The sequence below is a fragment of the Vibrio sp. TRT 17S01 genome, from assembly GCF_050113695.1.
Lineage (GTDB): Bacteria > Pseudomonadota > Gammaproteobacteria > Enterobacterales > Vibrionaceae > Vibrio.
On the sequence record NZ_JBNJOG010000003.1, the window covers coordinates 340,082 to 365,383 of the forward strand.

23 protein-coding genes, 1 tRNA gene and 1 pseudogene are annotated in these 25,302 nt (G+C 41.7%); 9 read left to right on the forward strand and 16 right to left on the reverse strand.

The annotated features are described in order from the left end of the window. Positions 1–83: 83 nt before the first annotated feature. Positions 84–905: a 5'-nucleotidase, lipoprotein e(P4) family gene (locus tag ACQEXS_RS07110; protein ID WP_427013314.1), complete on the forward strand. Its 822-nt coding sequence runs from the start codon at positions 84–86 to the stop codon at positions 903–905. A 226-nt stretch (positions 906–1,131) separates the two neighbouring features. Here the strand turns inward: ACQEXS_RS07110 and ACQEXS_RS07115 are convergent, their stop codons facing one another. Beyond that, the gene (locus ACQEXS_RS07115) at positions 1,132–2,370 is read right to left on the reverse strand and encodes an L-lactate MFS transporter (protein ID WP_427013315.1); all 1,239 of its coding nucleotides are present in this window, start codon (positions 2,368–2,370) and stop codon (positions 1,132–1,134) included. Between the two features lie 396 nt (positions 2,371–2,766). On the opposite strand from ACQEXS_RS07115, the gene ACQEXS_RS07120 reads away from it, so the two are divergent. The 4 genes from ACQEXS_RS07120 (at position 2,767) to ACQEXS_RS07135 (ending at position 7,205) form a co-directional block, all read left to right on the forward strand. Beyond that, positions 2,767–3,306 (forward strand): DUF3332 domain-containing protein, encoded by a 540-nt coding sequence (locus tag ACQEXS_RS07120; RefSeq protein WP_427013316.1) that lies wholly within the window; start codon positions 2,767–2,769, stop codon positions 3,304–3,306. A 175-nt stretch (positions 3,307–3,481) separates the two neighbouring features. Further along, the gene (locus tag ACQEXS_RS07125) at positions 3,482–5,482 is read left to right on the forward strand and encodes a HAMP domain-containing methyl-accepting chemotaxis protein (RefSeq protein WP_427013317.1); all 2,001 of its coding nucleotides are present in this window, start codon (positions 3,482–3,484) and stop codon (positions 5,480–5,482) included. Positions 5,483–5,637: 155 nt separating this feature from the next. Beyond that, positions 5,638–7,041: a transporter substrate-binding domain-containing diguanylate cyclase gene (locus ACQEXS_RS07130; RefSeq protein WP_427013318.1), complete on the forward strand. Its 1,404-nt coding sequence runs from the start codon at positions 5,638–5,640 to the stop codon at positions 7,039–7,041. 89 nt (positions 7,042–7,130) lie between these two features. Next, positions 7,131–7,205: transfer RNA gene (locus ACQEXS_RS07135), tRNA-Gly, on the forward strand. 482 nt (positions 7,206–7,687) lie between these two features. Here the strand turns inward: ACQEXS_RS07135 and ACQEXS_RS07140 are convergent. The 3 genes and pseudogenes from ACQEXS_RS07140 to ACQEXS_RS07150 all read right to left on the reverse strand — a co-directional run. Beyond that, the gene (locus ACQEXS_RS07140; protein WP_427013319.1) at positions 7,688–8,005 is read right to left on the reverse strand and encodes a hypothetical protein; all 318 of its coding nucleotides are present in this window, start codon (positions 8,003–8,005) and stop codon (positions 7,688–7,690) included. Positions 8,006–8,089: 84 nt separating this feature from the next. Then, positions 8,090–8,518 carry a helix-turn-helix domain-containing protein gene (locus tag ACQEXS_RS07145; protein WP_427013320.1) on the reverse strand — a complete coding sequence of 143 codons (429 nt, stop codon included), beginning with the start codon at positions 8,516–8,518 and terminating at the stop codon, positions 8,090–8,092. A 744-nt stretch (positions 8,519–9,262) separates the two neighbouring features. Further along, a pseudogene (locus ACQEXS_RS07150) lies at positions 9,263–9,433 on the reverse strand (DUF3693 domain-containing protein); the annotation flags it as partial. 171 nt (positions 9,434–9,604) lie between these two features. Between ACQEXS_RS07150 and ACQEXS_RS07155 the strand changes: the two are divergent. Continuing rightward, positions 9,605–9,922: a DUF3289 family protein gene (locus ACQEXS_RS07155; protein WP_427013399.1), complete on the forward strand. Its 318-nt coding sequence runs from the start codon at positions 9,605–9,607 to the stop codon at positions 9,920–9,922. A 485-nt stretch (positions 9,923–10,407) separates the two neighbouring features. Here the strand turns inward: ACQEXS_RS07155 and ACQEXS_RS07160 are convergent, their stop codons facing one another. The 4 genes from ACQEXS_RS07160 to ACQEXS_RS07175 form a co-directional block, all read right to left on the reverse strand. Next, the gene (locus ACQEXS_RS07160; protein WP_427013321.1) at positions 10,408–10,851 is read right to left on the reverse strand and encodes a hypothetical protein; all 444 of its coding nucleotides are present in this window, start codon (positions 10,849–10,851) and stop codon (positions 10,408–10,410) included. Positions 10,852–10,854: 3 nt separating this feature from the next. Continuing rightward, positions 10,855–11,295: a hypothetical protein gene (locus ACQEXS_RS07165; protein WP_427013322.1), complete on the reverse strand. Its 441-nt coding sequence runs from the start codon at positions 11,293–11,295 to the stop codon at positions 10,855–10,857. A 3-nt stretch (positions 11,296–11,298) separates the two neighbouring features. Further along, positions 11,299–11,751: a hypothetical protein gene (locus ACQEXS_RS07170; RefSeq protein ID WP_427013323.1), complete on the reverse strand. Its 453-nt coding sequence runs from the start codon at positions 11,749–11,751 to the stop codon at positions 11,299–11,301. A gap of 353 nt (positions 11,752–12,104) precedes the next feature. Next, the gene (locus ACQEXS_RS07175; RefSeq protein WP_427013324.1) at positions 12,105–12,722 is read right to left on the reverse strand and encodes an OmpA family protein; all 618 of its coding nucleotides are present in this window, start codon (positions 12,720–12,722) and stop codon (positions 12,105–12,107) included. Positions 12,723–12,958: 236 nt separating this feature from the next. Between ACQEXS_RS07175 and ACQEXS_RS07180 the strand changes: the two genes are divergently transcribed. Continuing rightward, positions 12,959–13,582, forward strand: coding sequence for a thiol:disulfide interchange protein DsbA/DsbL (locus ACQEXS_RS07180; protein ID WP_427013325.1), 624 nt, complete (start codon positions 12,959–12,961; stop codon positions 13,580–13,582). A gap of 17 nt (positions 13,583–13,599) precedes the next feature. After that, complete coding sequence (locus ACQEXS_RS07185; protein WP_367989860.1) at positions 13,600–14,073, forward strand: FKBP-type peptidyl-prolyl cis-trans isomerase; 474 nt, start codon at positions 13,600–13,602, stop codon at positions 14,071–14,073. A gap of 37 nt (positions 14,074–14,110) precedes the next feature. Here the strand turns inward: ACQEXS_RS07185 and ACQEXS_RS07190 are convergent, their stop codons facing one another. The 4 genes from ACQEXS_RS07190 to nrdD all read right to left on the reverse strand — a co-directional run bounded on the left by ACQEXS_RS07190 (position 14,111) and on the right by nrdD (position 18,823). Beyond that, the gene (locus tag ACQEXS_RS07190) at positions 14,111–14,728 is read right to left on the reverse strand and encodes an ATP-dependent zinc protease family protein (protein ID WP_427013326.1); all 618 of its coding nucleotides are present in this window, start codon (positions 14,726–14,728) and stop codon (positions 14,111–14,113) included. A gap of 74 nt (positions 14,729–14,802) precedes the next feature. Then, on the reverse strand, positions 14,803–15,984 hold the full coding sequence (locus tag ACQEXS_RS07195; protein ID WP_427013327.1) for an aromatic amino acid transaminase: 1,182 nt from the start codon (positions 15,982–15,984) through the stop codon (positions 14,803–14,805). 174 nt (positions 15,985–16,158) lie between these two features. Beyond that, positions 16,159–16,629, reverse strand: coding sequence for an anaerobic ribonucleoside-triphosphate reductase-activating protein (gene nrdG / locus ACQEXS_RS07200; protein ID WP_427013328.1), 471 nt, complete (start codon positions 16,627–16,629; stop codon positions 16,159–16,161). Between the two features lie 73 nt (positions 16,630–16,702). Then, the gene (gene nrdD / locus ACQEXS_RS07205; RefSeq protein ID WP_427013329.1) at positions 16,703–18,823 is read right to left on the reverse strand and encodes an anaerobic ribonucleoside-triphosphate reductase; all 2,121 of its coding nucleotides are present in this window, start codon (positions 18,821–18,823) and stop codon (positions 16,703–16,705) included. Positions 18,824–19,115: 292 nt separating this feature from the next. On the opposite strand from nrdD, the gene ACQEXS_RS07210 reads away from it, so the two are divergent. Next, positions 19,116–20,006, forward strand: coding sequence for an endonuclease/exonuclease/phosphatase family protein (locus tag ACQEXS_RS07210; RefSeq protein WP_427013330.1), 891 nt, complete (start codon positions 19,116–19,118; stop codon positions 20,004–20,006). A 2-nt stretch (positions 20,007–20,008) separates the two neighbouring features. Here ACQEXS_RS07210 and ACQEXS_RS07215 read toward each other — a convergent pair whose 3' ends face one another. The 4 genes from ACQEXS_RS07215 to ACQEXS_RS07230 are packed head-to-tail and all read right to left on the reverse strand — an operon-like array spanning position 20,009 to position 25,293. Beyond that, positions 20,009–21,055 (reverse strand): efflux RND transporter periplasmic adaptor subunit, encoded by a 1,047-nt coding sequence (locus ACQEXS_RS07215; RefSeq protein ID WP_427013331.1) that lies wholly within the window; start codon positions 21,053–21,055, stop codon positions 20,009–20,011. Further along, complete coding sequence (locus tag ACQEXS_RS07220) at positions 21,052–24,354, reverse strand: efflux RND transporter permease subunit (RefSeq protein ID WP_427013332.1); 3,303 nt, start codon at positions 24,352–24,354, stop codon at positions 21,052–21,054. Before ACQEXS_RS07220 ends, ACQEXS_RS07215 begins: the two co-directional genes overlap by 4 nt. 43 nt (positions 24,355–24,397) lie before the next feature. Continuing rightward, complete coding sequence (locus tag ACQEXS_RS07225) at positions 24,398–24,847, reverse strand: DUF6691 family protein (RefSeq protein WP_427009562.1); 450 nt, start codon at positions 24,845–24,847, stop codon at positions 24,398–24,400. A 17-nt stretch (positions 24,848–24,864) separates the two neighbouring features. Beyond that, the gene (locus ACQEXS_RS07230) at positions 24,865–25,293 is read right to left on the reverse strand and encodes a YeeE/YedE family protein (RefSeq protein ID WP_427013333.1); all 429 of its coding nucleotides are present in this window, start codon (positions 25,291–25,293) and stop codon (positions 24,865–24,867) included. Positions 25,294–25,302 lie beyond the last annotated feature (9 nt).

A 25,302-nucleotide genomic window follows, 5' to 3' on the forward strand; every position in this document is an offset into this window, starting at 1 on the left:
TAAATAAAAGGTACTTGTTAGATTCAAATTCCTTGATAACGAAAGGGGCTTCTACTAGCCCTAATAGAGGATAGAATTTAATAATGAAAAACATCATCATTTTAAGCTTGTCTGCCATAGTTACTTTATTACCGAGTATTTCATCTGCGACTGATAATACTAGCGAACGTAACTTACTAGGCTATGCTGTTGCCTGGAAGCAGACAGCAGCAGAATATCGAGCGCTATATTACCAAGGATTTAATGTAGCAAGAATGCATCTTGATAAGGCTCTTTCAGAGCATAAGAAAGGAGATAAGCCTTTAGCTATTGTGACAGATCTTGACGATACTCTTGTACTCCCCCTTGAATACTGGGGGAACTTAATAGAAAACAATAAAAACTTCTTCGAAGATCCCCTTTGGGACAACTGGATCCCAACTAACGGTATGGTCCCTAGTCCTGGGTCAAACGATTTCCTTGAGTATGCTAAAAGCAAAAATATCGAGATTTTTTATGTAACCTCACGCAACCAAGGTGAACCTACATGGGAGCTAGCCAAACAAAACATTTTGGCAATGGGTTTTCCTTTAAAAGACGATTCCCACCTTACGGTATTAATGGATACTTCGAATAAAGAAACACGTCAAAATGAAATCTTAAAAGATTACAATGTGGTTGTGTTCCTCGGAGATAACCTAAATGACTTTAGACGTAAATACTACGTTAAAGGCGATATAGATGGGCGCATTGCGAAGATGGAAGAAGATAAAAATCTTTATGGTAGTCAATATATTCTTTTTCCAAACCCTACCGATGGTCACTGGCTTTCAGCTATTTTTGGTGAATCTGAACCACCGGAAAGCCAAGAAAATCGCAAGTTACTTATTGATGCCGCCACCAAAACTGCTTGGGAAAATAAATAGGTTTTCTGCGAGATACACTCAGAGATGAATCACTATTATTGTGCTCTTCATTTTAGTTAAAAATTACTTTTCCAACATTTAACTACCGTTTATAGCCATGAGCTTTGCTTGAAAGCACCTTTGATAAGCCTTTAGAAGTTCATAAAGTAATAGACATCCATGGTAATCTTTAGATACAAAAAGGGCTTAACACTAGGTTAAGCCCTTAATTCAATTATGCAATTAATTATGCGACTGTTGTTTTAGCTTCGTTAGATTTCGCTTCACGTACAGGCTTGGTTACTAGTGCCAACACAATACACACCGCCATCATCACAGCTGAAATCGTGTACGCTAGATCATAACCACCATCGTGAGTCATCGAATAACCAACAACCGCGGCACCAATCGCGCCACCAATCCCCCAAGATGTGTAAAGTACACCATAGTTCGTGCCGTAGTTCTTCAAACCATAGTATTCAGCGGTAATAGAAGGGAATACCGCTAGCAATGTACCGTAGCCAACCGCGGCAATAGCAGTACCAATGATTAACGTAAACTCAGAATTAAACGTCGCAAACATCACCATGTTGAAGCCTTGCAATACAAACGCAAGAAGTAGGGTACGTACACCACCAATTTTATCTGACAAGATCCCTGCTGCCACACGGCCACCTGAGTTGAATACGGCAAGAATAGAAGCCAAGTAAACAGCATTTGGTAGGTTAGCTTGCACGCTTGCAATATTCGTGATGTTACCAATGATCATCAAACCCACTGATGCAGCAAATGCGTACATAATCCAAAGCGAATAGAATTGAGGCGTTTTTAACATCGCTTTCCAGCTAAAATCCATAGCTTGCTTAATCGTTTTTGGTGCTTGGCCTTGTTTGACTTTTGGTTCTGCCGGTGTGTAACCCGCTGGTGGGTTATTAATGGTACAAGCCAAAGGTACAGCAATCGCAAGAACACCCACACCAAGGATCATAAAGCTTGTATTAATGCCAACTTGGCCAATGAGCATAGACGTCAAAGGAGCAAGATAAATTGCTGCTAAACCAAAACCCGCCGCGATCAGACCATTTACCATGCCTTTCTTCGATGCGTGGAACCATTTCATTGCAGAAGGAGACAAACACGCATAGCCAAAACCGATGCCTGCACCTGTAATGACACCAAAGGTGATGTTTAGCATTAAAACCGATGATGCAAAACCAGAGGCGATCATACCTAAGCCAGTCAAGGTCGTACCAAGAATAAGGATTTTACGTGGCCCCATACGGTCTTGAAGGATCCCTGCAACTAAAAGACAAACAGAGAAAGTAATCGTTGCGATAGCATAAGGAGAAGATGCATCAGCAGCACTCCAGCCGAAATCAGTGACTAGTGCTTTATTAAATACACTCCAGGCATAAAGAATGCCAAGACAAAGGTTGATACAGAAACCTGCTAACAGGATGCGCATTGCTTTATCAATCTTGCTCATTTTCGTTCTCTGTTGTCCCAATAAAGAGGGAAGTTAACAATGGATTTATTCAAAATAAGTTTGCGTTTATCAACATAAACCGCAATGGGCGCGAATTATAACCAAATAAAGTGTGATTGGAATCTCTTTTTGTGCAGCGAGCGAAATTTATTTCTAATTGTTAATAGGAGTGATGAAAAATCAAACAACCATATCTTTTTACAGTGCGTAAGATTGAATATCTCCACAGATGGATAAACGAGTTGCTTACTATCAAGCCACACAAGCCAGTTCATATGCATGATTTTTGATAAATAACTGACACAGTAAGATTTATGTCAAATATCGTTAAAGAGTATTTCTGGACGCCATTCTCAGATGTAAGATGCGCGCCGTCTTAATTTAGAGTGGTTTAAAATGAAAAATAACGTTTTGAAAATTGCAATGGTAGCAGGCTTAGGCTTGACATCTTTAACTGGTTGTATGGGCCAAATGGCAACAACCGGAATGGTGTCTAAATTCAACCTAGAAATCGTTGATAACCGTTATGCTCGTGAAGGCATGTTCTTATTGCTATCACCTGTTTACGGTATCGCGGGTACAGCCGACCTATTTATTTTCAATGCCGTTGAGTTTTGGACGGGTAAAAACCCAATCACAGGTAAATCGCCTGCCGTTGTAGATACACCGACAAAAAACTACATCAAGGTAAACGATCAACTGGACAGCTCTTTGAAGTCTGTACCGCTTTCAAATAACGCTGACATCAAACAAGCAACAATGCAGCAAATCGACGAAAACACCATGCAGATGGATGTGTCTTACGTTGATGGTACAAAGAAAACGCTGCGTGGCGAAAAAGCAGCAGACAGTGTTGCTTTTTACGTTGACGATCAATACATCACGACGGTTTCTAACGTTGAATTAGAAACTTACGTGAAAGCAGCAAACATTTAACTATCATTGTTATTTATTGTTGACTTGAAAGCCTCCGCTTAATGTGGAGGCTTTTTTCTATTTGTTCTTTAAGTAAGAAATAAACTAAAGCTTTACAAAAATACGCAACATATATTTAACACAAAGGAAGTTCGAGTTATAGTGGATTGGTCTTAGAAAAGTAGGAGTTAAAAGGATGAAACTCACGATATCAGGGAAGTTACAGTTTAGTTTTCTGTTACTTGCAGTACTTTTTATCGTTTCTGCATTGTTTATTTTCCAGAGCATTTCAAACGTAAACCGACATAGTGAATCCTTGCTCCAGTCTGATTTGCCAACTGTCGATACGGCTCGCTCGATCCAACAATCCATTCAAGCCAGTCTATCTTCAGTACGTGGCTATATGTTGCTTGGGGCTGAGCCTGATGTTGGCGAACAACAAAAACAACAAATCCAAATCATTGTAGAAAAGACCGATACGTTACTTCCCACCCTTGAAGCACTCGTACAACAGAATCAATACAAGATGATCGTGTCACAGTGGGCAGCGGTAAAAGACTCACTTACTCGTATTACAGCATTAAGCCATACCGATGAAAACCTTCCTGCTCACACTCTATTTATAAATGAAGCTGCGCCGATAGCAGAGGTTGCACTCGACCAACTACAAGGCTTAATCAATGATGAGGCTGATAATAAAGAAGGCCAAGAAAGAAAGAGGCTCTTTAGACTCTATGCAGACAGTTATACTTCTTTAGCCAATGCCTTATCAGCAATGCGCGATTTCCTTTTGTACGGTAAAGATGAGCACTTGAGCAAATATCAAGACCTGCTTAAGGATCATGACAAATACGTATCCGAAATCGAAAGTAAGCGCGCTTTACTCAATGACAGTAGTCAAAGTCTTTGGGAACTGTTTGTTGAAATGCAACAACTGTATTTTCCTCTGGCCCAGCAAGTAGTTGAACTTCGCCAATCTCCAAGTTGGAACTTATCCAATAAAGAGATGGCAGAAAAGTTTGTACCCGCAGCTCAGCTTTTGGATCAAAGTCTGGAGAATATTGTCAATGAACAACAAGAACACGCTAAAGCAAGCGGAGAAGGTATTAACGAATCACTAAGCCGTGTTTTAATATCACTCTTAGCCTCTGTTGTCATTGTTGTTGCGGTTGCCTTTACCGTTGCGAGATATATGGGACGTAACATCGGTCACCGCGTAACGAGTTTATCAAAACGAGCTGAGCTGATTGCTAACGGCGATATTTCAGAGCCACCACTGACCGTAACAGGAACTGATGAACTGTCGAGTTTGACCAACTCAATTAATGGTATGAACCTTTCTCTGTCACAAATCATCCAAGGTGTTACCGATAAGGCCCATCAGGTAAATGAAGGGCTAATCCAGCTCAATCAATCAAATACGACAACCCAAAGTGAACTCAAAAAACAACAACACTCGATTGACTCAGTGAGTCAAGAACTCGCCCAAGTTGCTGACTCTGCCGATGCAACGGCCACTTTAGCGCAAGAGTCGGTTACAGTAATAGATGCAACCAAAAGCCAAATTCAACACGGTACGTCAGCATTAGCAAAGAATAAAACGGCGGTAGACCAGCTACACAGTGCTATTGAGTCTGCAAACAACCAAGTTGATACCTTAAGTAAGGAAAGTGAGGCCATAGGTAAAGTTACCGAGGTCATTGAAGGGCTAGCAGAACAAACTAACTTGCTCGCACTAAATGCAGCCATTGAAGCTGCGAGAGCAGGTGAGTACGGCCGCGGTTTTGCAGTGGTTGCAGACGAAGTTCGTCTACTCGCGACAAGAACCACCGAATCCACCACAGAGATCAACAACATCGTCAACGCAATTCAAAACTCAACATCAGCAGTAGTGACTAGCATTCAAAGTAGCAAGGAACTAGCAGCAGAAGGCATGTCTTTAACACAACAAACAGATGCGACATTGAAAGAGACCTCAGCTCAAATCGAAGTGTTAGATAACAAAATTCAGAATTTTGCCAGTGCCGCCTATGAACAATCGACGGCAACTCAAGCAATCAACACGATTATGGAGCAAGTAACCTTATCAGTTCAGGACGTAGCCAAAATGGCGATCCATTCTTCAGACTTGTCGCAAACTGCCGGAGCACAAGTGATGGACATGAATGAACAAATGGCTCGCTTTAAGCTTAAATAATGACTAGTTAAATGAGACGAGAATCAAACTATGATCAATTTGATGCATAAGTTGATTCCTGATGAACTATAAAACACTTATTACATCAATTAATAATATTCTCACCCTAAATAACTCCCGCACATACAGATGCACAAAGGGTAATGAGGTTGGCTGTGTTAAGAGTGTTTTATGCAGCATTTGCTGTAGTTGTTATCTGCTTTTCGGCGGCTACGTTTGCAGACAGACAAACAATTGTCGTAACAAATTCAAAGTCATGGAAACCTTTTTCATATCTTGATGAAGAGGGAAAACCCACTGGAATCTTGGTTGACTATTGGCGTGAATATGGCGAAAAAAATAATGTAGCCATCGAGTTCCTATTACTTGATGACTGGCAACAAGCGATTGAGGCTATCCTGACAGGTAAAGCCCATATTCATGCAGGTCTACTGTGGTCTGAAAACCGAGAAGCAATTCTTGATTATGGTTTACCGATTATTTCGGTAGATACGCAACTCTATTTTAACCATAAGCTTGTTGGAATGGATGTTGGTACCTTTCTAAAAGGAGATCACAAGTATTCCGTTGGCGTAGTAAATGGAGGTTATGAGCAGGAGTTTATTAGTCTGCATTTTCCTAATATTCAACTGATTACTTACTCCAATAACGAAAAATTGATGCAAGCAGCATTTGACGGCGATGTTCAAGCTTTTGTCGCTGACGTTCAGGTTGCCAACTTCTATTTCTATATTTCGGATAACCCGAACCGCTTCATTGGTGTCCGCCACTTGTATTCAGGCAAGCTAAAACCTGCGGTTAAACAAGGTAACCAGGATCTCCAGCAAGCAATGCGAGTTGGAATGAGGAAAATAACCGAAGAAGATCGCAACCGAGTTTTAAACCGGTGGATGTATATTCAAACCGTTTATCCCGAATTTCTCGTTCCATTAGCCATCTTCTTAGTCGTAACGCTTCTAGTTGTGTACATCCTTACCTTAAAAGTTTCCGTTAAAGCAAAAACAAAACAATTAGAAGATGCAAATAAAGAACTACGTGATTTATCTGAGATAGATGCACTCACAGGGGTAAGTAATCGACGTCACTTCATGAACGAATTCGCAAACTTATGCGCAACCAAACAAAGCATTACAGTAATCGTATTTGATATTGATGATTTTAAGTCTATTAACGATACGTTCGGTCATAGCGTTGGTGATGTCGTCATACAACGAGTGGCCGAATCAGTGAGAACACTCACTAGAAGCGAACATTTGTTTGGTAGGATAGGGGGCGAGGAGTTTGCGGTTGCAATAACGCAATCTAACCTTAACCAAGCCACAATGTTTGCACATCGAATTTGTCATACGATCAGAGGCATCGAGTTCGAAAATCAACCCAACTTACAAATGTCTGTGAGTTTAGGGTGCGCTTATTATGAGAATTATTTGGGGCCGATAGACTTAAATGATGCTGATGAACTGATGTACTCAGCTAAACGGCTGGGTAAAGATCGCGCTGTAGTAAAAGTAATAAAACAAGCAGGAGATCAAAATGTGGCTAGGTTTGAGGCAATTTGATTGCCGATTGACCAAACAGACTGAAATCAGTAAAAAATAACTTTTCTTTTCAGCTAGATGTGGCATATTGGTTTTCGTTCCGATGCGAAGCGTGCATCGTATAATGGCTATTACCTCAGCCTTCCAAGCTGATGATGCGGGTTCGATTCCCGCTGCACGCTCCAACTTCTTTTCTTAAAATTTCCCAGTTCAAAAACAAACCTACACACTTTATAACACCGAGTATTTTCAAACTCATACCCACCATTTTTCCAAACCAGCCCACACAAACAGCTCCACAAGTTACCAGTGATCATGGGAAGGTTCAAAAGAACAGCAACTACATCCAATACAAAAGTGACTCGGCTAATAATCAGATTATATCGTCAGATAATAAAACTGATTATTAGGTATTTTATGGTAAATCCATTATGTTCAATTCACATACAGCAAGTAAGAGAGAGGAGTTATCTTTGATAGAGCCTTCAGGATTTAAATACACCATTTAACATAATATACATAATGCGCACTAAGCGCTTTAAAAAAATATGGGACTCTGACACTAGAAAGCTTGCTTTCGTAGGCTCAGAGAGCCAGACAAGCGGAAAATAAGCCAACTACTAACACGATTTTCAAATCCGCGCGTCAGATACACAAAAACTCCCACTTACTGATGAACAGCCAAAGCCAAACTCTGCGATGAATGTTCAGTCTGGGAGATACGAATAAAAGACAGAGTCGTCTGCAACGCATCAATCTTTGAAAGCATGGCTTCAAAAACTTGCTCTTGTATTTGTGGGCTTTGAGAACAAGCATCTGATTGAACAAATAACGCATAACTTTCCAAGTCACTAGCCATAGACTCCAAATTATCCAAAGAGAGATCCCACGGAAAGTTTTCGCATGAATTTTTCTTATCCAAAGGAATGGAAACAACGTTGTCTGTATTGATGTTCAATGATTTGTCTGTAATAGTTTGATTCATGGTAATGTTCCTATGCTGGTTTATTACTGATTAGTCGGGGATGCTGCAACATCCCCTTCGTTTTTGCCTTTTACGGCGTAAATATTAGTCCTTTGATACAAGCCCCAAAATTTGACGACCCACATCAGTACTTGAAATATCCTGTTTTCTCATGTGTTCAGATGGCGATTTTAAATCAAGTTCTGGTGGCACATCTGTCTCACCATTCAAATAACTAAGAAGCTGCTCAGAAAGAGAGTCTGTAAAATCAATATTGATTCGATAAGAGCTAGCTTGTCCCGCACTCTTCTCAACCAAAACAACCCCTTCCGACTCTAAATGCTTAATCGCATTAATAATGGTTGGCTTAGTAGCTGAACAAAGAGACATCAAGTCACCTATAGTCAAATCAACCCGCCTTCCGTTATTTGAACGACTAACCATATAGATAAGAACAAGCTTATGAATGGACTTAAGGTTATATTGGGACAAATCCATTTTTAAAAGCTTGTTTAAGAAAAAACCGCTATTCATACTCCCTCCCGAAAATGTAATAACTTCAGTTTATAGCGGTAAAATATTTTTACAACCCTGAGGTGGTAAAAATTTTTTTAACTATCTCCCAAATAAAATTCAAGAACCCCCTTCCTATATAAGGTCCGAGAGACTAAAACTCCCATATTGGGACTAAAAGCCACTATTAAAGTATGTGGCTTCGCCTAACCTCACCGCCCGCAGCCCGCGCTCGCGGAGCGGCGCAAACTGCGGTCAGCGAGGCTGTGAGGAGAGCGAAGGTAGAAACCGGAAAGTGAGAGGGTTGCAGTAGCAGAAAGAGCCTTTGACGCGGATAGGCTCTGCGAGGCTGATTCTGGCAGGAAGGAGGTGTGTTTTTCTAAGGTTGGACATTGGCAGTTAGAAACACTCGCCAGTCTGAACTAGTGCCAAGGATAAACTATGAGTGTGGCTCGGTGCCTCGTTCGCGCTTCGCACTCTCTTTTCCCTGCGGGGCTGCCCACCCAAATAATCAAACTGGCCGACCCCCAGTTTCGCCCAAGGGCGCAAGGATTATTTCCCTGCGGGGCTAGTACGTCAAAAAATGACATACCTCAGCTAGAAGTATGTCATTGCATAACAAACTCAGATTCTTAGAGTCACCGGCTTAGTGCGACATTATGGGAATTATGTTACGGGCTATTCACTTCAAAGCGATTCTCCCTCTCGGCATGTACGGTGCAAGCACCGACAATGAGCAGTTTACTCGCCCACCCTTTGCGCGTTCTAGGCTAAAGCAAACCACTCAACATAATTCACACCACATAATGCGCACTTAACTATAGCTTCATTAGGGCTGCCAATCCACAAAGCCAAGCCTCCGCAAAGCGCTGAAACTCTTTGTAAGCCTTGTCCGTTAAACTTTTTTGCAATCTGTCCCCATACCGCTTTTATCTTTGGATTAGAGTTGCCTCTTCGCGGCCTAGACCGTTTCTTTTGGTTTTGCTAATTACGGTTCATTCGATGTGTTTGCTGTTGCGCATCTCAATACAGTGTTTACGTTCTTACGTGCATTCTTTATGGCTTGTTGCCTGTTCTATGACGGTTTACTGGGAAATGACATATTAGATAAATCAAGCGCATACATGCCTACAAAAAAATAAAGGTGCCCCTTTACCACAATTTGATGACCTCCTTGACGGCACTGTTTTAAATGTCCATTGTATATGGGCTATGCGGGTATATGACAATAAGCTTGAATATAAAGGAAATAAAATCAGAGGTGAGTTCAAATACGAAATACAAGACCATTTCGGTTTAGATTCGAATGATATTAACCACCCTAATTTGCTTGCTACAGATCGAAACCTGTTTAAACGTTTTATTAAAGGCTTAGCAAACAAATTTGAGCTGTTGTCAGGCTTTAGATCATGGTATTTACTATAGCACTATAAAGGTTATGAGTTTCAGCCTTTTATTACGAAGATTAATTTTAAAATTAAGGACTTATATTGATGCAGCGAGGGAACTTTAGAACTATTGCATTTTCACTCATTGCTATGTGGTTTGCTTCTGTATGGTTTTGGTTTGCAAAATTACCTAATCTAGTATCTTTGTTTTTTGGTGAGAATCCGGGATTAATGCTCTTACCTATTCTAGGGTTAATCAATATACCTTTATTAATCATATGCCTATTAATTACTTATAGGCGCAAATCTTGGTATTGGTTAGGAACATTTAGTGTTTTGGGGGGATTACCACTTGTTGGTTATTTTTTCCTAGCTTGTATAGACGCATATTTTTAAATCAATAAGTTAGTTTACTTCTGTAAAAGTGGTCTTTGATGGCTACCTGTACTGTAATTTATATACAGCCGCATATCCCATCAATCAGAAATCAGAAATCAGAAATCAGAAATCAGAAATCAGAAATCAGAAATCAGAAATCATTTTAAGTTTATCCAAATCCACATTCCTAATAGTCATAAATAACCACGCATACCAACGTTCATAGAACGGGACTGGAAGAGGAATCTCTGTCATATAAGATATTGATACACCAGTATACTCTGTATCAGTTTGATTCTGACCTAACCATATCGGGCCCAAGCGAGATACATCCATTTCGTCCGAAATTTTTTTGACATAAATGATACGACTCTCTTTATCCAAAACTAATTGAAGAGGTCTTTCATCATGAAAGTAGACTTCCATAGCCTTATATTGCTTGTCTGGTGCGTAGTCATAATATGCCTGACCACCTTGATTTAGGTCTTTACCAACTAACGCCGATGTATTCCAAAAAAAGAAAGTGAGAACGAGTAGAATAAATAGCGCACATAATAAATATTTAAAAAGAGATCTGAATTGTTTCATCGATCAACCGGGGATCATTTCAAGTTTATCTAAATCCACGTTCCTAACAGTCATAAACAGCCATGCGTACCAACGTTCATAAAACGGGACAGGAAGAAGAATTTCTGTCATATAGGACATTCTTACATTATTATACGACGTGGCAAGCTTATCGCCAGAGTCACTCCAGATTATAGTGAGAAGAGAGATTTCCTCATCTCCAACTTTAGCCACATATATAACGTTATTCTTTTGGTCTAAGACTAGGTGCAAAGGCCTTTCACCCTGAAAGTATGCTTCTATTGCCATATATTGTTCATCTGGAGCGTAACTATAGTACGCCTTACCACCTTGGTTTAGATCTTTACCAATTAGTGCTGACGTATTCCAGAAAAAGAAAATAAGAACAAGTAGAACAAATAAAATGCCCATTAAATATTTAAAAATAGATCTGAATTGTTTCATCAATCAATCGGGTATCATTTCAAGTTTGTCGAAATCAACGTTTCTGACAGTCATAAACAGCCACGCATACCAACGTTCATAGAATGGAACAGGAAGAGGAACTTCTGTCATATATGACATCGTCACATAATCATACGTTTGAACATGTATACCGTCATAACTCATCCATAAAGGGCTTTTACGAGGGGCATCTTCTTCATCACGAAACGTCGATACGTAGATAACTTCTTTCTCTTTATTTAAAACCAAGTGGATAAGGCTTTCGTCATTTTGAAAATACACACGCATGGTCATGTATTGTCCATCAGGAGCGAGATCAAAATATGCATCACCGCCTTGATTGAGGTTCTGACCAAATAAGCCAGAGAGCCTCCAAAAAGCTAAGACAAACAAAAGCAATAAAAACACACCGGATGAAATAAGTAGGCTTTTAAAAAATAATTTGAATAGTTTCATCCACATTCACCGTTTTAATGTATGGAAAAAGCAGTAAGTCGCCACCCTTAATATAAACATCATACCTTGCAAAAGGCGGAGGCAAAAATTTGCCCAAAGAAAAGACGTACTTAATAAACTTATGAAACGCATTAAAAACAAAGGCTCCATCTGGAGCCTTCTTATCTAATGATTCATTATCAATAATTTTGCGATCACTCTCGCAAACTTTAAAAGCTTTGTACTAGTTTTAAGCTCTAACTCTGATTGGATTTGAAGAAGCCCTATTCCAGCAAAGGAATGCTTCTTTGAATCACACTAAAAAGCATTTAGTGAGCGACTTTTATCCATCTTCCCTGCTCTACACAATCACATCAGTTATTCGACATAACAAAAAAGACTTCAACACGGCGGTTACATGCTTTTCCAGCTTTGGTTCTATTGCTACATGCCGGTACATATTCACCATAGCCGCGCGTGTAAATCGAATTCATCGCTACATTATTTCTAATTAGTTGGCTTTTTACTGCTTTGGCACGCTTCAATGATAAGTTGTCGTTAAAACTTGGGGCTCCGGTTGCATCTGCGTGACCATCAATCACAATATCGATTCCCGGCTGGGTTGATAAATAGCTACCGACGATATCAAGCCAGTACGAAGACTCTGGTGAGACCATTGAAGAACCAGTTTGGAATTTGATGGTTTCTTTAAGCTTTACCATAACGTGATTGCCCGGCAATACTTCGTAATCGACGCCTTTACTCAATAGAAAGTTTTGTAAGGAACTGTAGCTCTTCGTTCTTTGTTGTCCAAAAGGCCCTTGCACTCCTGCAACGGTCGTTTTAGGAGCATAACCCCACTCAGGGTGCATCACATCGAGATCGCCCTTTGGCGCTGTGTCGAGCATTCTATCGCCCATTAACGCCATATCTGGCGGTAATGTTCCGCAACCTGTCAAAAGTAATAAGAGTGGAAGCGCCGCATATTTCATCGATTCACCGTTCAATTCATCACACTACAAGTTCTATATCGGCAATCTCAGTATTTCTTTAATTATATCGCACTATATGATTTCCAAATGTATCTATGCCTGAGCATAGTCGAAGTCGAAACTTATCAGGCCAAGACATTTACATATTTTTTGCACCGTTCGCTTTTCGGTATGGATTTGACAAGGTAAAATACACATTGCACTTAATGCAACTTACCTAAAATAAGACGAAAATTATGAAAAAAGTTCTTTCGCTTTTTACTGCAACGCTGGCTGCAGGAGCTCTTCTTGTTGGTTGTTCAGACACAACCACACCAAAAGAAGGCGAACAATATCAGCAACTTCCTGCAAACCTATCAACGTACCGTCTTCCTCAAGTTACTGAAGTATTTTCTCTTAACTGTGGCCATTGCCGTAAGATGGAAGGTGTAATCCCACAATTGGAAGAGCTTACCAGCCAAGAGATTGGAAAGGTCCATGTTACTTTCAACGAAAGTGCTCAAATCGGTGCCATGATCTTTTACACCGCAGTGATGCAGCTAAACAAAAATCCAGATCACGAGATGATGAATGAGTTATTCGCAGCGATACAAATGGGTGAAGGTTCTACCTTAACTGAACGTCGTCAAGCGATAGAAGAAGCGTTCCACTCTCGCAACTTGGTTAGCCCTTACGAGCTCAATGAAGAGCAACAAAAGCAGTTGTTTAAGTTGATGAAAGTCGCTCAAGAAGTTTCTGTTAAAGGCGAGATCAACGCGGTACCGACGTTCATCGTTAACGGTAAATACATGCTTTTGACATCTGGACACAAAAATATCGAAAGCATCGCAAACACAATTAATTACCTAACTAAGCAATAATTCAACGGATAGAATTTATGTCTAAAATCATTTTTCCCATTGTCATCTTTGTTCTAGCGGCCTTCTTTATCTACCGCACATGGAACAACCACAAAGTCGCAGATCAAAACTTTGCCGAAGGTCAGGCTTTTCTTACTGAAAATGCAAAGAAAGAAGGTGTGATCACGACAGAAAGTGGTTTGCAATACCAAGTGTTACAAGAAGGTACTGGAACGGCTCACCCTACAGCAACTAGCCGCGTAAAAGTTCACTATCACGGTACGTTAATCGATGGCACCGTGTTTGACAGCTCTGTAGAGCGTAACGAACCTATCGCATTTGGTTTGAATCAAGTGATCAAAGGTTGGCAAGAAGGTGTGCAATACATGGTTGAAGGTCAGAAGATTCGTCTTTTTGTTCCTAGTACACTGGGTTATGGAAAAAATGGTACCGGCCCTATCCCACCAGCTTCTACGCTGATCTTCGATATTGAATTGTTAGAAATTCAGTAACAAGATAAAAAGAAACCCGCATTAAGCGGGTTTCTTTTTATTTCTTATGTTTGTCTTGAATGTACTGCTGACTCACATCCACTACAGCAACGTCTTTAAAGAAGCTTCTTCCCAGCAATAGTGGGAATGTCAGGTGGGTTCTGTCTGCTAATGTAAATTCAGTTTTTTCTTTTAAGTCACCAATTTGAATCCAAGCAATAACAACCGCCCTTCTCTGCGTTTTATCGGCGCTAGACTGTCGGATCTTCACCCAACGTTCCACTGGCAGTGCAATCTCTTTACTCTTGATGCCATCATGTTCAATTTTAAATTTGACCCAATCTTGTCCATCACGTTCAAACGGAACAACATCAACGGCTGAGATGGATGACGTTGTTGCACCAGTATCAACACGAGCTCTAAAGTTTTCTTCAAGTCCAGGTACAAACACCCATTCTTTTTCACCTAAGATAAGCTTACCGTCAGACGTTTTCTTTGCTTCCACTTCAACGACTGGTTCTGTAACAACTTTTTGTGCCGGTTTAGTCTGTTTAACAGGTTGTTCGACACGAGTTTCCTGTTGATCCGGACTTGTCGTCTCTGGTGCGGTCGTAGCACACGCCACTAAACCTGTAGTTAAAAATAATGGGACAAGGGCTTTCCAATTCTTTTTCATTCAATCACCTAATCACACAAAACATTTAAATCAGCGTTACTCGCTAACAGTTTACACCGAGTAACCACAAATGCTTACGCTATGTTGATTATCGCGTTGGCAACGTATGGAATGTCCTTTTCCGTTAAACCAGCGATATTAATTCGGCCATCTCCTACGCCATAAATACCATATTGTTCACGCAGTTGGGCCATTTGATCTTGGCTAAAGCCTAGCATAGTAAACATGCCTTTGTGGCTTTCAATAAAATCGAATTGTGAAGTATTGTGTGTAATTCTCAATTCATTACACAACGTTTTACGCAGGTTTAACAATCGTTGCTGCATTTCACACAACTCTTGCTTCCAAACCGTTGTTAGCTGGGAACTTTGTAAGATTGTTTTCACCAAAGCTGCACCATGATCGGGCGGCATGGTGTAAGTCGCGCGCGCTAAGGTTAGAAGTTTGCCTTTTGCATTATCAACATCTTGTTGCTTTTTACCCACAACAATCGCTGCGCCAGTACGCTCACGGTACAAGCCAAAGTTTTTTGAGCACGAAGTTGTGATCAACATTTCTTCTACGTTATCAGCCATAAAACGTAGGCCCTTTGCATCTTCTTCGAGGCTATGGCCCAACCCTTGGTAAGCAATATCGACAAATGGAGTAAAACCATTCTTTTGCGCAAGTTCAGTAATGGCTTGCCATGCTGAGAAATCGATATCAGCACCAGTTGGGTTATGACAGCAGCCATGAAGTAAAACCACATCTTCAGGCCCTGCCGTTGCAAGCTCTTCAAGCATACGTGCCGTGTCCACTTGCTTTGTTTCGTAACTAAAATAGGAATAGAACTTAACCTTGAGCCCCGCCGCTTCCATCACTGGTTTGTGGTTAACGTAGCTCGGATTAGAAATCCAAACGGTGGTGTTTGGTTGAGCGACTTTCATTAGGTCACCAAGCATCCGTAATGCACCACTTGCCCCCGGAGTTTGAATCGCTGCGACACGATCCATCGCTGAAGTTCCACTAAGTAGGAGATCGATCATGGACTGATTAAACTCTTCACAACCAGCAAGACCGACATAAGATTTGGTTTTTTGCGTCTCGACAACAATGTCCTGTGCTTGTTTGATCGCTTGCATCACCGGTGTTTCACCGTCGCTATTTTTGTAAACACCAATGCCAAGGTCTACTTTTTCGCTACGGGGATCGTTACGGTATGCAACGGATAAAGAGAGAATAGGATCCAATGTTGGAGTAGATAAGTGAGTAAACATGAAAGTCACAACCCTTTGAAATTCAGTTAGTGAGACTCAACTTACCATCTAATGAAAAGATCGAGAATTAAAATTTTATTGGTGAGTAATAAAATAGAATAAAGAATCGTTGTCCTTAACAATTACTTAACCATATCATGCAAAACCGGAGATTATTCTACGAATAAATGACGCTTACAGTTTGAACCGATGGATAATTTGATTCGCGCTACCACGCCATTCAAGGTTTAAATCTTTTTTCTCTTGTTCAAACTTACCATCGATAAGAACATCAATGTAATCCAACACCTCACGCTGTTCGTCGTTTAGTTCAGCAAGTGTATACCCTGTCCATACCCAAATGTCTTTCTCTGGAGAGCACTCTGCTCTCACTCGTTTAACAAGCTTTAGAATATCAGCCACATTAGCCGGATGCAGTGGGTCTCCCCCGGATAACGACAAACCTTTGCGCTTGATTCTTGGGTCATTAAGGTCTTGAATGATTTTATCTTCAGCTTCCTTAGTGAACGGCGTACCAGAATCTAACCTCTGAGTAGACTGGTTGTAGCACCCTCTGCATTGATGAATGCAACCAGAAACAAACAAGGTACAACGTGTTCCCGGGCCATTAACAACATCAACTGGGTAATACTGGTGATAGTTCATCGTAAATTTCTATAAAGTAAAAACAAAAATAAGCCGCCACGATAGTTTCGAAGCGGCTTGAACACTCAAATGATTACAGGTGCTTCACCCTGCGCTTAACTTCTTCTTGTTTACCAAAGTTAAACGGACGCGCATCTGGGCTTCCTAAATATCCGCATACACGACGTGTTACGGAAACTTTTGTCGAATCATGATTACCACAGCTTGGGCAGGTAAAACCTTTACTCGTACAATCGAATTCGCCCATATAACCACATTCATAGCACTCGTCGATTGGTGTATTTGTGCCATAGTACGGAACACGTGAGTAGCTATAGTCCCAAACATTTTCTAGCGCTTCGACATTACGCTGCATATTTGGGAACTCTCCGTAACAAATGAAACCACCGCTAGAGATTTCTGGGTAAGGCATTTCGAAATCGATCTTATCGTATGGATTTACTTTCTTCTCTACATCAAGGTGGAAACTGTTGGTGTAGTAACCTTTGTCTGTTACACCTTTAATCACACCGAACTCTCTCGCATCGATGCGGCAGAAACGGCTGCATAGATTTTCACTTGGTGTGCCGTATAGGCTGAAACCGTAACCTGTTTCTTCTGCCCAACCGTTCACCGTCTCTTTTAGGTGCTTGATGATTGCTACTGCTTTTTCACGTAGCACAACATCATCGTATACGTGCGCTTCTGTACCAAACAATGCGTTGATTGTTTCGTGTACGCCGATGTAGCCAAGAGAAATGGAAGCTCGACCATTTTTGAAGATTTCTGCGATAGAATCGTCTGCTTTCAGACGAACACCACATGCTCCTTCCATGTAAAGAATTGGAGCAACACGAGCTTTTACGTTTTCCAAGCGAGAAATACGCGTTTCTAGCGCTTTGCGAGCAAGATTTAGGCGCTCATTAAGCAGTTCGTAGAATTTCTCTTCGCTGCCGTTTGCACGAATTGCGATACGAGGAAGGTTTAAGCTCACAACACCTAGGTTGTTACGGCCTTCGTGGATTAGCTCACCATTTTCTTCGTAAGTACCAAGGAAGCTACGACAACCCATTGGCGTTTTGAATGAACCCGTTACTTCTACGACTTTGTCGTAGTTAAGAATGTCCGGATACATACGCTTAGACGCACACTCAAGTGCCAGTTTCTTGATGTCGTAGTTTGGATCTTCAGACTTGTGGTTCAAACCATCTTTGATGCCGAATACTAACTTAGGGAATACCGCTGTTTTACGGTTTTTACCTAGACCAGCAATACGGTTCTTCAGAATCGATTTCTGAATAAGACGTGATGCCCAACTTGTACCAAGACCGAAGCCAAACGTTACAAATGGTGTTTGACCGTTTGCCGTGTGCAGCGTGTTTACTTCATATTCTAGCGATTGGAACGCGTCGTAACACTCTTTCTCAGTACGCGCTTTTGCGAACTCTTCTGGTTCAGAAATGTTCCACTCTTTTGCGATCTCTAGGTGTTTCTCGTAGCTTGTCATCACGTACGGTTCTAGTACTTCATCAATACGGTTGATGGTTGTACCGCCGTAGATGTGGCTTGCTACTTGAGCAATGATCTGTGCTGTTACTGCTGTTGCTGTAGAAATTGATTTCGGTGTATCAATTTCTGCGTTACCCATTTTAAAGCCGTGCGTAAGCATGCCTTTAAGATCGATAAGCATACAGTTAAACATAGGGAAGAACGGTGCGTAGTCGAGATCGTGGTAGTGAATGTCACCCACATCGTGTGCCTGAACGACATCACGTGGCAAAATATGCGTTTTCGCGTAGTGTTTCGCAACGATACCCGCTAACAAATCACGTTGTGTTGGAATCACTTTACCGTCTTTGTTTGCGTTTTCGTTGATAAGGTCGACATTGCTTTCTTCGATAAGGCCTTCGATTTCACGAGTAAGTGCGCTTTGCTTTTCGCGGGCAATATCTCGATCATGGCGATATTCGATGTAAGAACGTGCAAGTGATTTGTATGGTCCTTGCATTAGTTCGTTTTCGACCAAATCCTGAATTTCGTGGATATGAACTTCATCGTAGTCTTTAAGCTTTAGTTCTACAGCTAACGCTACATTTAAAGCGTAAATCGCGATTTCCTTATCGACATGCTCTGCTGCCGCTTCAACTGCAGATTGAATACGATCCCTGTTAAACGGAGCTCTAGAGCCGTCACGCTTGATTACGATTGGTTTCACTTTTTCTCCTTACCCCAGCATACTCACAGAGTTATCCACAAACACACTATATAGGGTTATTTTTTATTCTACTGACACTACATGTTGTGGCGTATTTAACGAGAAGCACCATATAAAAGTATTGATTTAGATCAACAAAACGCGGTACCAGATTAAGATCAAATCGATCTTAGTGCAGCGGATCTCACTTGCTAAGAAATATCTGCAAACAGCAAAAATTACATGTTTTTTGCTTGCATTTTTTCGAGGTCTTGTAAGATAAAGGCTGGAACAAAATTTTAGATTACTTGTTATGAAAAATACGATAATTAGACTTGTTTTTGCTAGTGCCTGCCTTATCCACACTAGTACTTATGCAGCAACACCCTCTACGACTTTTACCTCATGGAATTTAGAGTGGTTGACGCTAGCGCCTTCAAACAAAATTGAAGAATCCCATAGAACCAGTAAAGACTTTGAAGTATTGAATTCACATTGGAACAAGCTTGAAAGTGATGTGCTTGCTTTTCAAGAAGTCGACAGTGCAGACGCAATACAGGAAGTTGTTGGTAAAGGTTATCAGGTTTTTCTATCTGATCGCGCAAACAAAACTTACCGCAATAACCAATTCAGGGACATAAACCAATACACGGGCTTTGCCGTACGTAAAGATATCTCGGTTAAAGATGTTGGCGACGTACGTTTAGCAACATCGGCAAATAGTAAACTGCGCTTTGGCAGCTATATTATTCTTTTTGACAACACCCCGACTCCGATTCATGCCTTATCGGTTCATTTGAAAGCGGGTTGCAGCGGCGCATACAACAACAATAAGAGCTGTCGTAAATTAAAAGCTCAGGGCGCAGCGATCAATGATTGGATTAAACAAAGAGAAAAAGCAAACGAGCAATATATTATCCTTGGTGATTTCAACCACAATATGGCGTACAAAAAAGATTGGTTGTGGGAAAGTATCGCCCAGAATAACAGTGCTCAATTAACCACACGCAACACGAAAGCAAGCTGTAAAGTTCGTTCTAAGTCATCCCCGCACAAATCACATCAATTTCGTGCGGTAATTGACCATATCATTGTGAGTTCAGATCTAAATGCGGCTCAGGCTAAGCAAGTACCCTATAAAACACAGCAAGTTTTAGACTACCAACTTAGCGATCATTGCCCCGTTAGCACCAAGTTAAAGTAAGTCTATTGAGGTTGGGGGTTCAACACCACGTTGTCCCCTACGATGAGTCCTTTCCGTACTCGTCCTTCTTCTCCTAGTTGAACTAAGCGAGTCTCAAGCTTCTCGCCATTCAACACTTTCACATAATCCAACTGCCCAACTTGATAAACAGCGTTGAGTGGAACGTAGAGTTCACGTTGTTCATCTAAAGGAATACTCACTTGGGCATAGGTTCCAGGATATAACGCGTCATCACTCTTAAACGATAACTTGACCATGTAACTTCGGGAACCAGCATCGGCCGCAGGCGTAATCTCAATCACTTGTCCTTCTTTTTTATACTCATACGTGGGAAAACCAATCATTACCCTCATTCCCAATTCTAGATATGGCATAACAGATTCCGAGACATTTACTTCAACTTGAAGTGATTGAGGATTATAAAGACTGAGTAATTTGCTGCCGGGTGTTGCGGTATCACCTTCATTAACAGATTTATACGTGATGACACCGTCAAATGGTGCCGTAATAATGCTGTAACCAAAAGTGGTTTCCGCTTCAGTTACCGCTGCTTGGGCTTGGTTAAAATTCGCCTGTGCGGTTTGTAGAACGCTTATCGCTTGATCAAATTGAGATTGAGAAACAAGCTTTTTCGCCACCAACTCTTTAACCCTTACAAACTCTTTGCGAGCATTATTTAACTGTGCTTGTACTGAAGCAAGCGCTTGTTCTGTTTGGGCTACGCGTGCATCTAAATCACCGCTATCAAGCCTAAGTAGCACATCACCATTAGTGACGTTGTCACCAACATTAACTAACACATCCGCTATATTCGCCGTTAATCTCGCAGAAATATTGGCTTGTTGATTGGCAACCACCACGCCAGGAAATGTTCGCTCTCGTTTTATGAGCTGCTCTTTAAGGGTAATGATTTCATATTTTGAGTGATCATGACGAGTCACTTGGCGTTCCGTCGGCAGTTTTTCACTAAACCCATCCGCCATGTAGTAAAACAGCACCACTAACACCGCAAACAGCCCGACGCCTAGCCAGCGATTATTCAGTTTCATAATGCTTCCTCCTTGGTAGGCAATCCGTGCCCTAGCTGATTCTGGTACGCGAGGTTATACACCACAGGTACAACGAGTAAGGTAAAAACAGTTGATGCTGCGATTCCAAAGATGATCGCCCATGCAAGCCCGTTAAAGATCGGATCTAACGTAATGACAATGTTACCTAGCAAAGTGGTTCCCGCAGTCAAGAGAATTGGTCTCATACGTACTGCGCCAGATTGAACAAGTGCATCATGCAGGCGTAGCCCTGCACGTAAAGATTGTTGAATAAACTCAATTAATACCAGCGAGTTACGCACCACAATACCAGCTAATGCGATCATCCCGATCATCGCTGTAGCCGTAAAAAGTGCAGGATTAGGATACTGGTTGATATCGCTGCTTATTGCGTTCAACAACCAAAAACCGGGCATAATACCAATCACTGTCAAAGGTATTGCGAGCATGATGATGCCAGACACGGCAGGCAGGCCTGTTTGAATTAACATAACAATAAACACACCAAGTAGTGCTGCGGCGTAAGCAATACCTAAATCACGGAATACATCAACGGTAATTTTCCATTCCCCTTCACCACTCCATATCACTTCTACGTCCGGAGCAACCTGCCATTCATCCCCACCGCCATTATTCAGATAGGTACGGCTTTCCCAAGGTGTTGATGATTTGCTTTCTCCTTGATCAGCCAATACATCAGCGACGATCTCTCCCGGGACCCGCCCCACTGATTCGGCATACACGTAAACAACTGGCTTAAGGTTTTTGTGATAAATCGGCTTATCTACCGAACGCTTTATAAATTGGCCAACTTCACTGAGTTGAACCAAGGGCTGAGGCGCATCTATCACAGCGCCATTTTTAAACTGCTTTACAACACCGGCTTGGCCACGCACATACAGCTGTAACAATGCATCGAGTTTGTCTCTTTGCTCTGCAGGTAAACGAACCTCAATTGGCAATGGCTCAACTTCTCGTTTCGTTTGTAAATACCCCAGCACCACACCATCATTCGCAGCCTTAATTGTGGCGTTGATGTCCTGTATTGAGACACCAGAAAGCGCCGCTTTTTCTTGGTCAATAACAAATTGCCATAGCTCCAATGTTCCCGGAGAACTGGTATCTACTTCGGTCACGAATGGTTCTTTCTGTAATCGATTTGCGACAATATGCGCTTGCTGTTGTAGCACTTCATAACTCATCGATGGCGGTCCATAGACTTCAGCCGTAATAGTTGCAATCACCGGCGGTCCCGGTGGCACTTCGACAATTTGAATTTCAGCATCATAGCGCTTAGCGATCGTTTCTAAATCATTACGTAAGCGGGTAACAATCTCATGTGATTGCATTTGTCGATATACCTTTTCAGCCAGTACGACTCTAAGTTCCCCTTGGTGTGGCTGGTTACGCATAAAGTAATGTCGAACCATACCGTTAAAGTCCATTGGGGATGCCACGCCCGAGAAACCCGATACCGAAATAACTTCCGGCACATCAACCAAATAGTCAGAAAAGCCTCGAAGTGCATTTGAGGTATCAACAAAACTGCTGGATTCGGGCATATTGACTACGATCTGAAATTCATTTTTGTTGTCGTAAGGCAACAGTTTTAACGGCACCAAGCGCAACGCAGGAAGCGATGCAGCAAGAACAAATAACAGCGCAACAACGCCAAGAAAAGACCACGCTTTGGCTCGGCTTTGTAATAATGGGAGTAATAGCTTGTGATAGAGTTTAAACAAAAGCGTCGATTCAATTTGATGATCACCACGCGCTTTAGCAGCAACCAAGATCTTGCTCGCAAGCCAGGGGGTGATTAAGAATGCCACCAAGGTACTGAATATGACGCTCACAGGCACGTTGAATGCTAGTGGCCCCATATACGGTCCCATCATCCCGGTTATGAAGAACATGGGTAAGAACACAATGACAATCGCAACAGTCGACATAAGCAGTGCGCTACGAATTTCGACCATGGCATAGACAATTGCTTTTGTCCGAGAGAGATCTTTACGTTTTAGATAGCGTTCAATGTTGTCGATGCTTGCGATGGGATCATCAACGATCAAACCCAAAGCCAGAATCAAAGCAAACAATGTGACACGGTTTATTGAATAGCCAAAAAGCAAATCCATACCTAGAGCAGCGCCGTAGCTAAGCGGGATCGCAATCGCTACAACAAGTGCACTACGCCAATTTAAGAACAACCCCACGAACACCACAACTGTGAGTATTGAGATCCCAAGGCTCAAAATTAGGTTCGATACTTTGTCGTTAGCAGTTTGCCCATAATTTCGAATAATTTCGATGTCCACCACATCCGGAAATTGAGTGTTTTTTAGATGCGCCAGTTGCTTAAGGACATTGTCAGCAACATCAACAGCATTGGAACCCTTTTGCTTAGCAACAGAGATAAAAACCGCAGGATATTCCTGCCCACTCTCAGCCTCGCGAAACCACGTGTCACTCGTCGCTTCTCTCGCCGTATCATTCACTGTTGCAACATCGCGTAGATAGACAGGCTTCCCATTAATTACACTCACCACGAGGTTATTTACTTGAGTCACATTAGACAGCAACCCGCCTGATTCGATCTGGTAGTGCCTACCCTCGACTTGAATATGTCCTGCATTTTGTTTGGCGTGAGATAAGGTAAGAGCATGTTTTAAGTCGTCGATTGATACATTGAAATTTGCCATCGCAACGGGATCAAGTTCGACATTGATAACGCGAGCTTCACCTCCAACAACCTGAACAGAATTGGTTTCTTTAAGGGATTTAATGCCAAGTGTCGCTTGGTCTGCAATTCGCTTTAACTGATGACGATCTACTTGATCACTGTTTGTGCTGTATAAAGCGGCAACAACGATCGGAACATCATCAATCTCGATGGGTTTTACCAACCAATTTGTCACCGCCGGCGGGATTTTATCTTGATTTGAATAGAGTTTGTTATACAGCTTGACCAGTGCCTGTTCTCGCTGCTCACCAACATAAAAGCGCACAATAACCTGAGCGGCACCTTCCATTGAAGACGAATACACATACTCAACGCCATCAATCTGGCTCAATAATTTCTCTAGGGGCTCGGTAACTTGCTTTTCCACTTGCGCCGCTCTTAATCCCGGAGCTGAAACTAAAACATCCGCCATGGGTACGACAATTTGTGGGTCTTCTTCTTTTGGTGTTAACCAAAGCGCTGCAACACCAATTACGACCATTAATACAATAAGTATCGGCGGAAAATAACTCACCATCACGCTATGAATAAAACGTCCCTGCTGTTGATGTAACTCCATGTTACCTCCATAAGGAATCGGCAAATGTACTAAGTTGGTTTACTCATGCAACATTGAATCTCTTGTCCGTTTTTCCGAAAATAAGCCTTGCCATCAGTGACCCTGTAACCATAGAAATAACAAACAACACAATATTCGTGTTGCCTAATGCTAAACTGGTCACGGCTGGGCCCGGACAAATACCAACAAGTCCCCACCCAAGTCCAAAGAGTGCTGCACCTGAAATTAGTTTATTGTCAATGTTTGTCTTGGTTGGTATGCACAACTCATTGCCCAATAAACTGTGCTTTCTCGGTTTAATTACCATGAAATAACATGGTAGAAACACCGCTAATGCACCGCCCATAACAAATGCCAAACTTGGGTCCCAGCTGCCCATAACATCAAGGAAACCAATGACCCTCTCAGGGTCTATCATCCCTGATACCACCATTCCAGAGCCAAACAATACGCCTGACAATAGTGCAGAAAAACGGAAAATATTCTTATTCATTTCAAAATCTTCTCTTTTCATAACACTGGAAGTAGATGCAAACGAACGTAAACAGTCAGTCCAGCTACCAACATAAAAATGCATGTTGAAACAATGGAGCGCTTCGACAACCTGCCGATACCACAAATACCATGACCGCTTGTACAACCATTACCAATACGGGTTCCAAAGCCAACTAACATACCTGCAATGATGATCAAAGGCAGTGGGGTTTCTGACAATGTCGGCACTGTCGTTCCAAGCAAGAACGCGCTAAACACACCGCCAACCATCATTCCACCGACAAACAGTAGCCGCCATGAGTAATCCCCCTTTTTAGAGATAAATAACCCGTTCACAATGCCGCTTATGCCGGCGATCTTTCCATTAACGAGTAACAAAATTGACGCTGAAATTCCCAGTAAAACTCCACCCAGCAGTGATTCCCAAGGAATGATTAATTCCATTTTCTACCT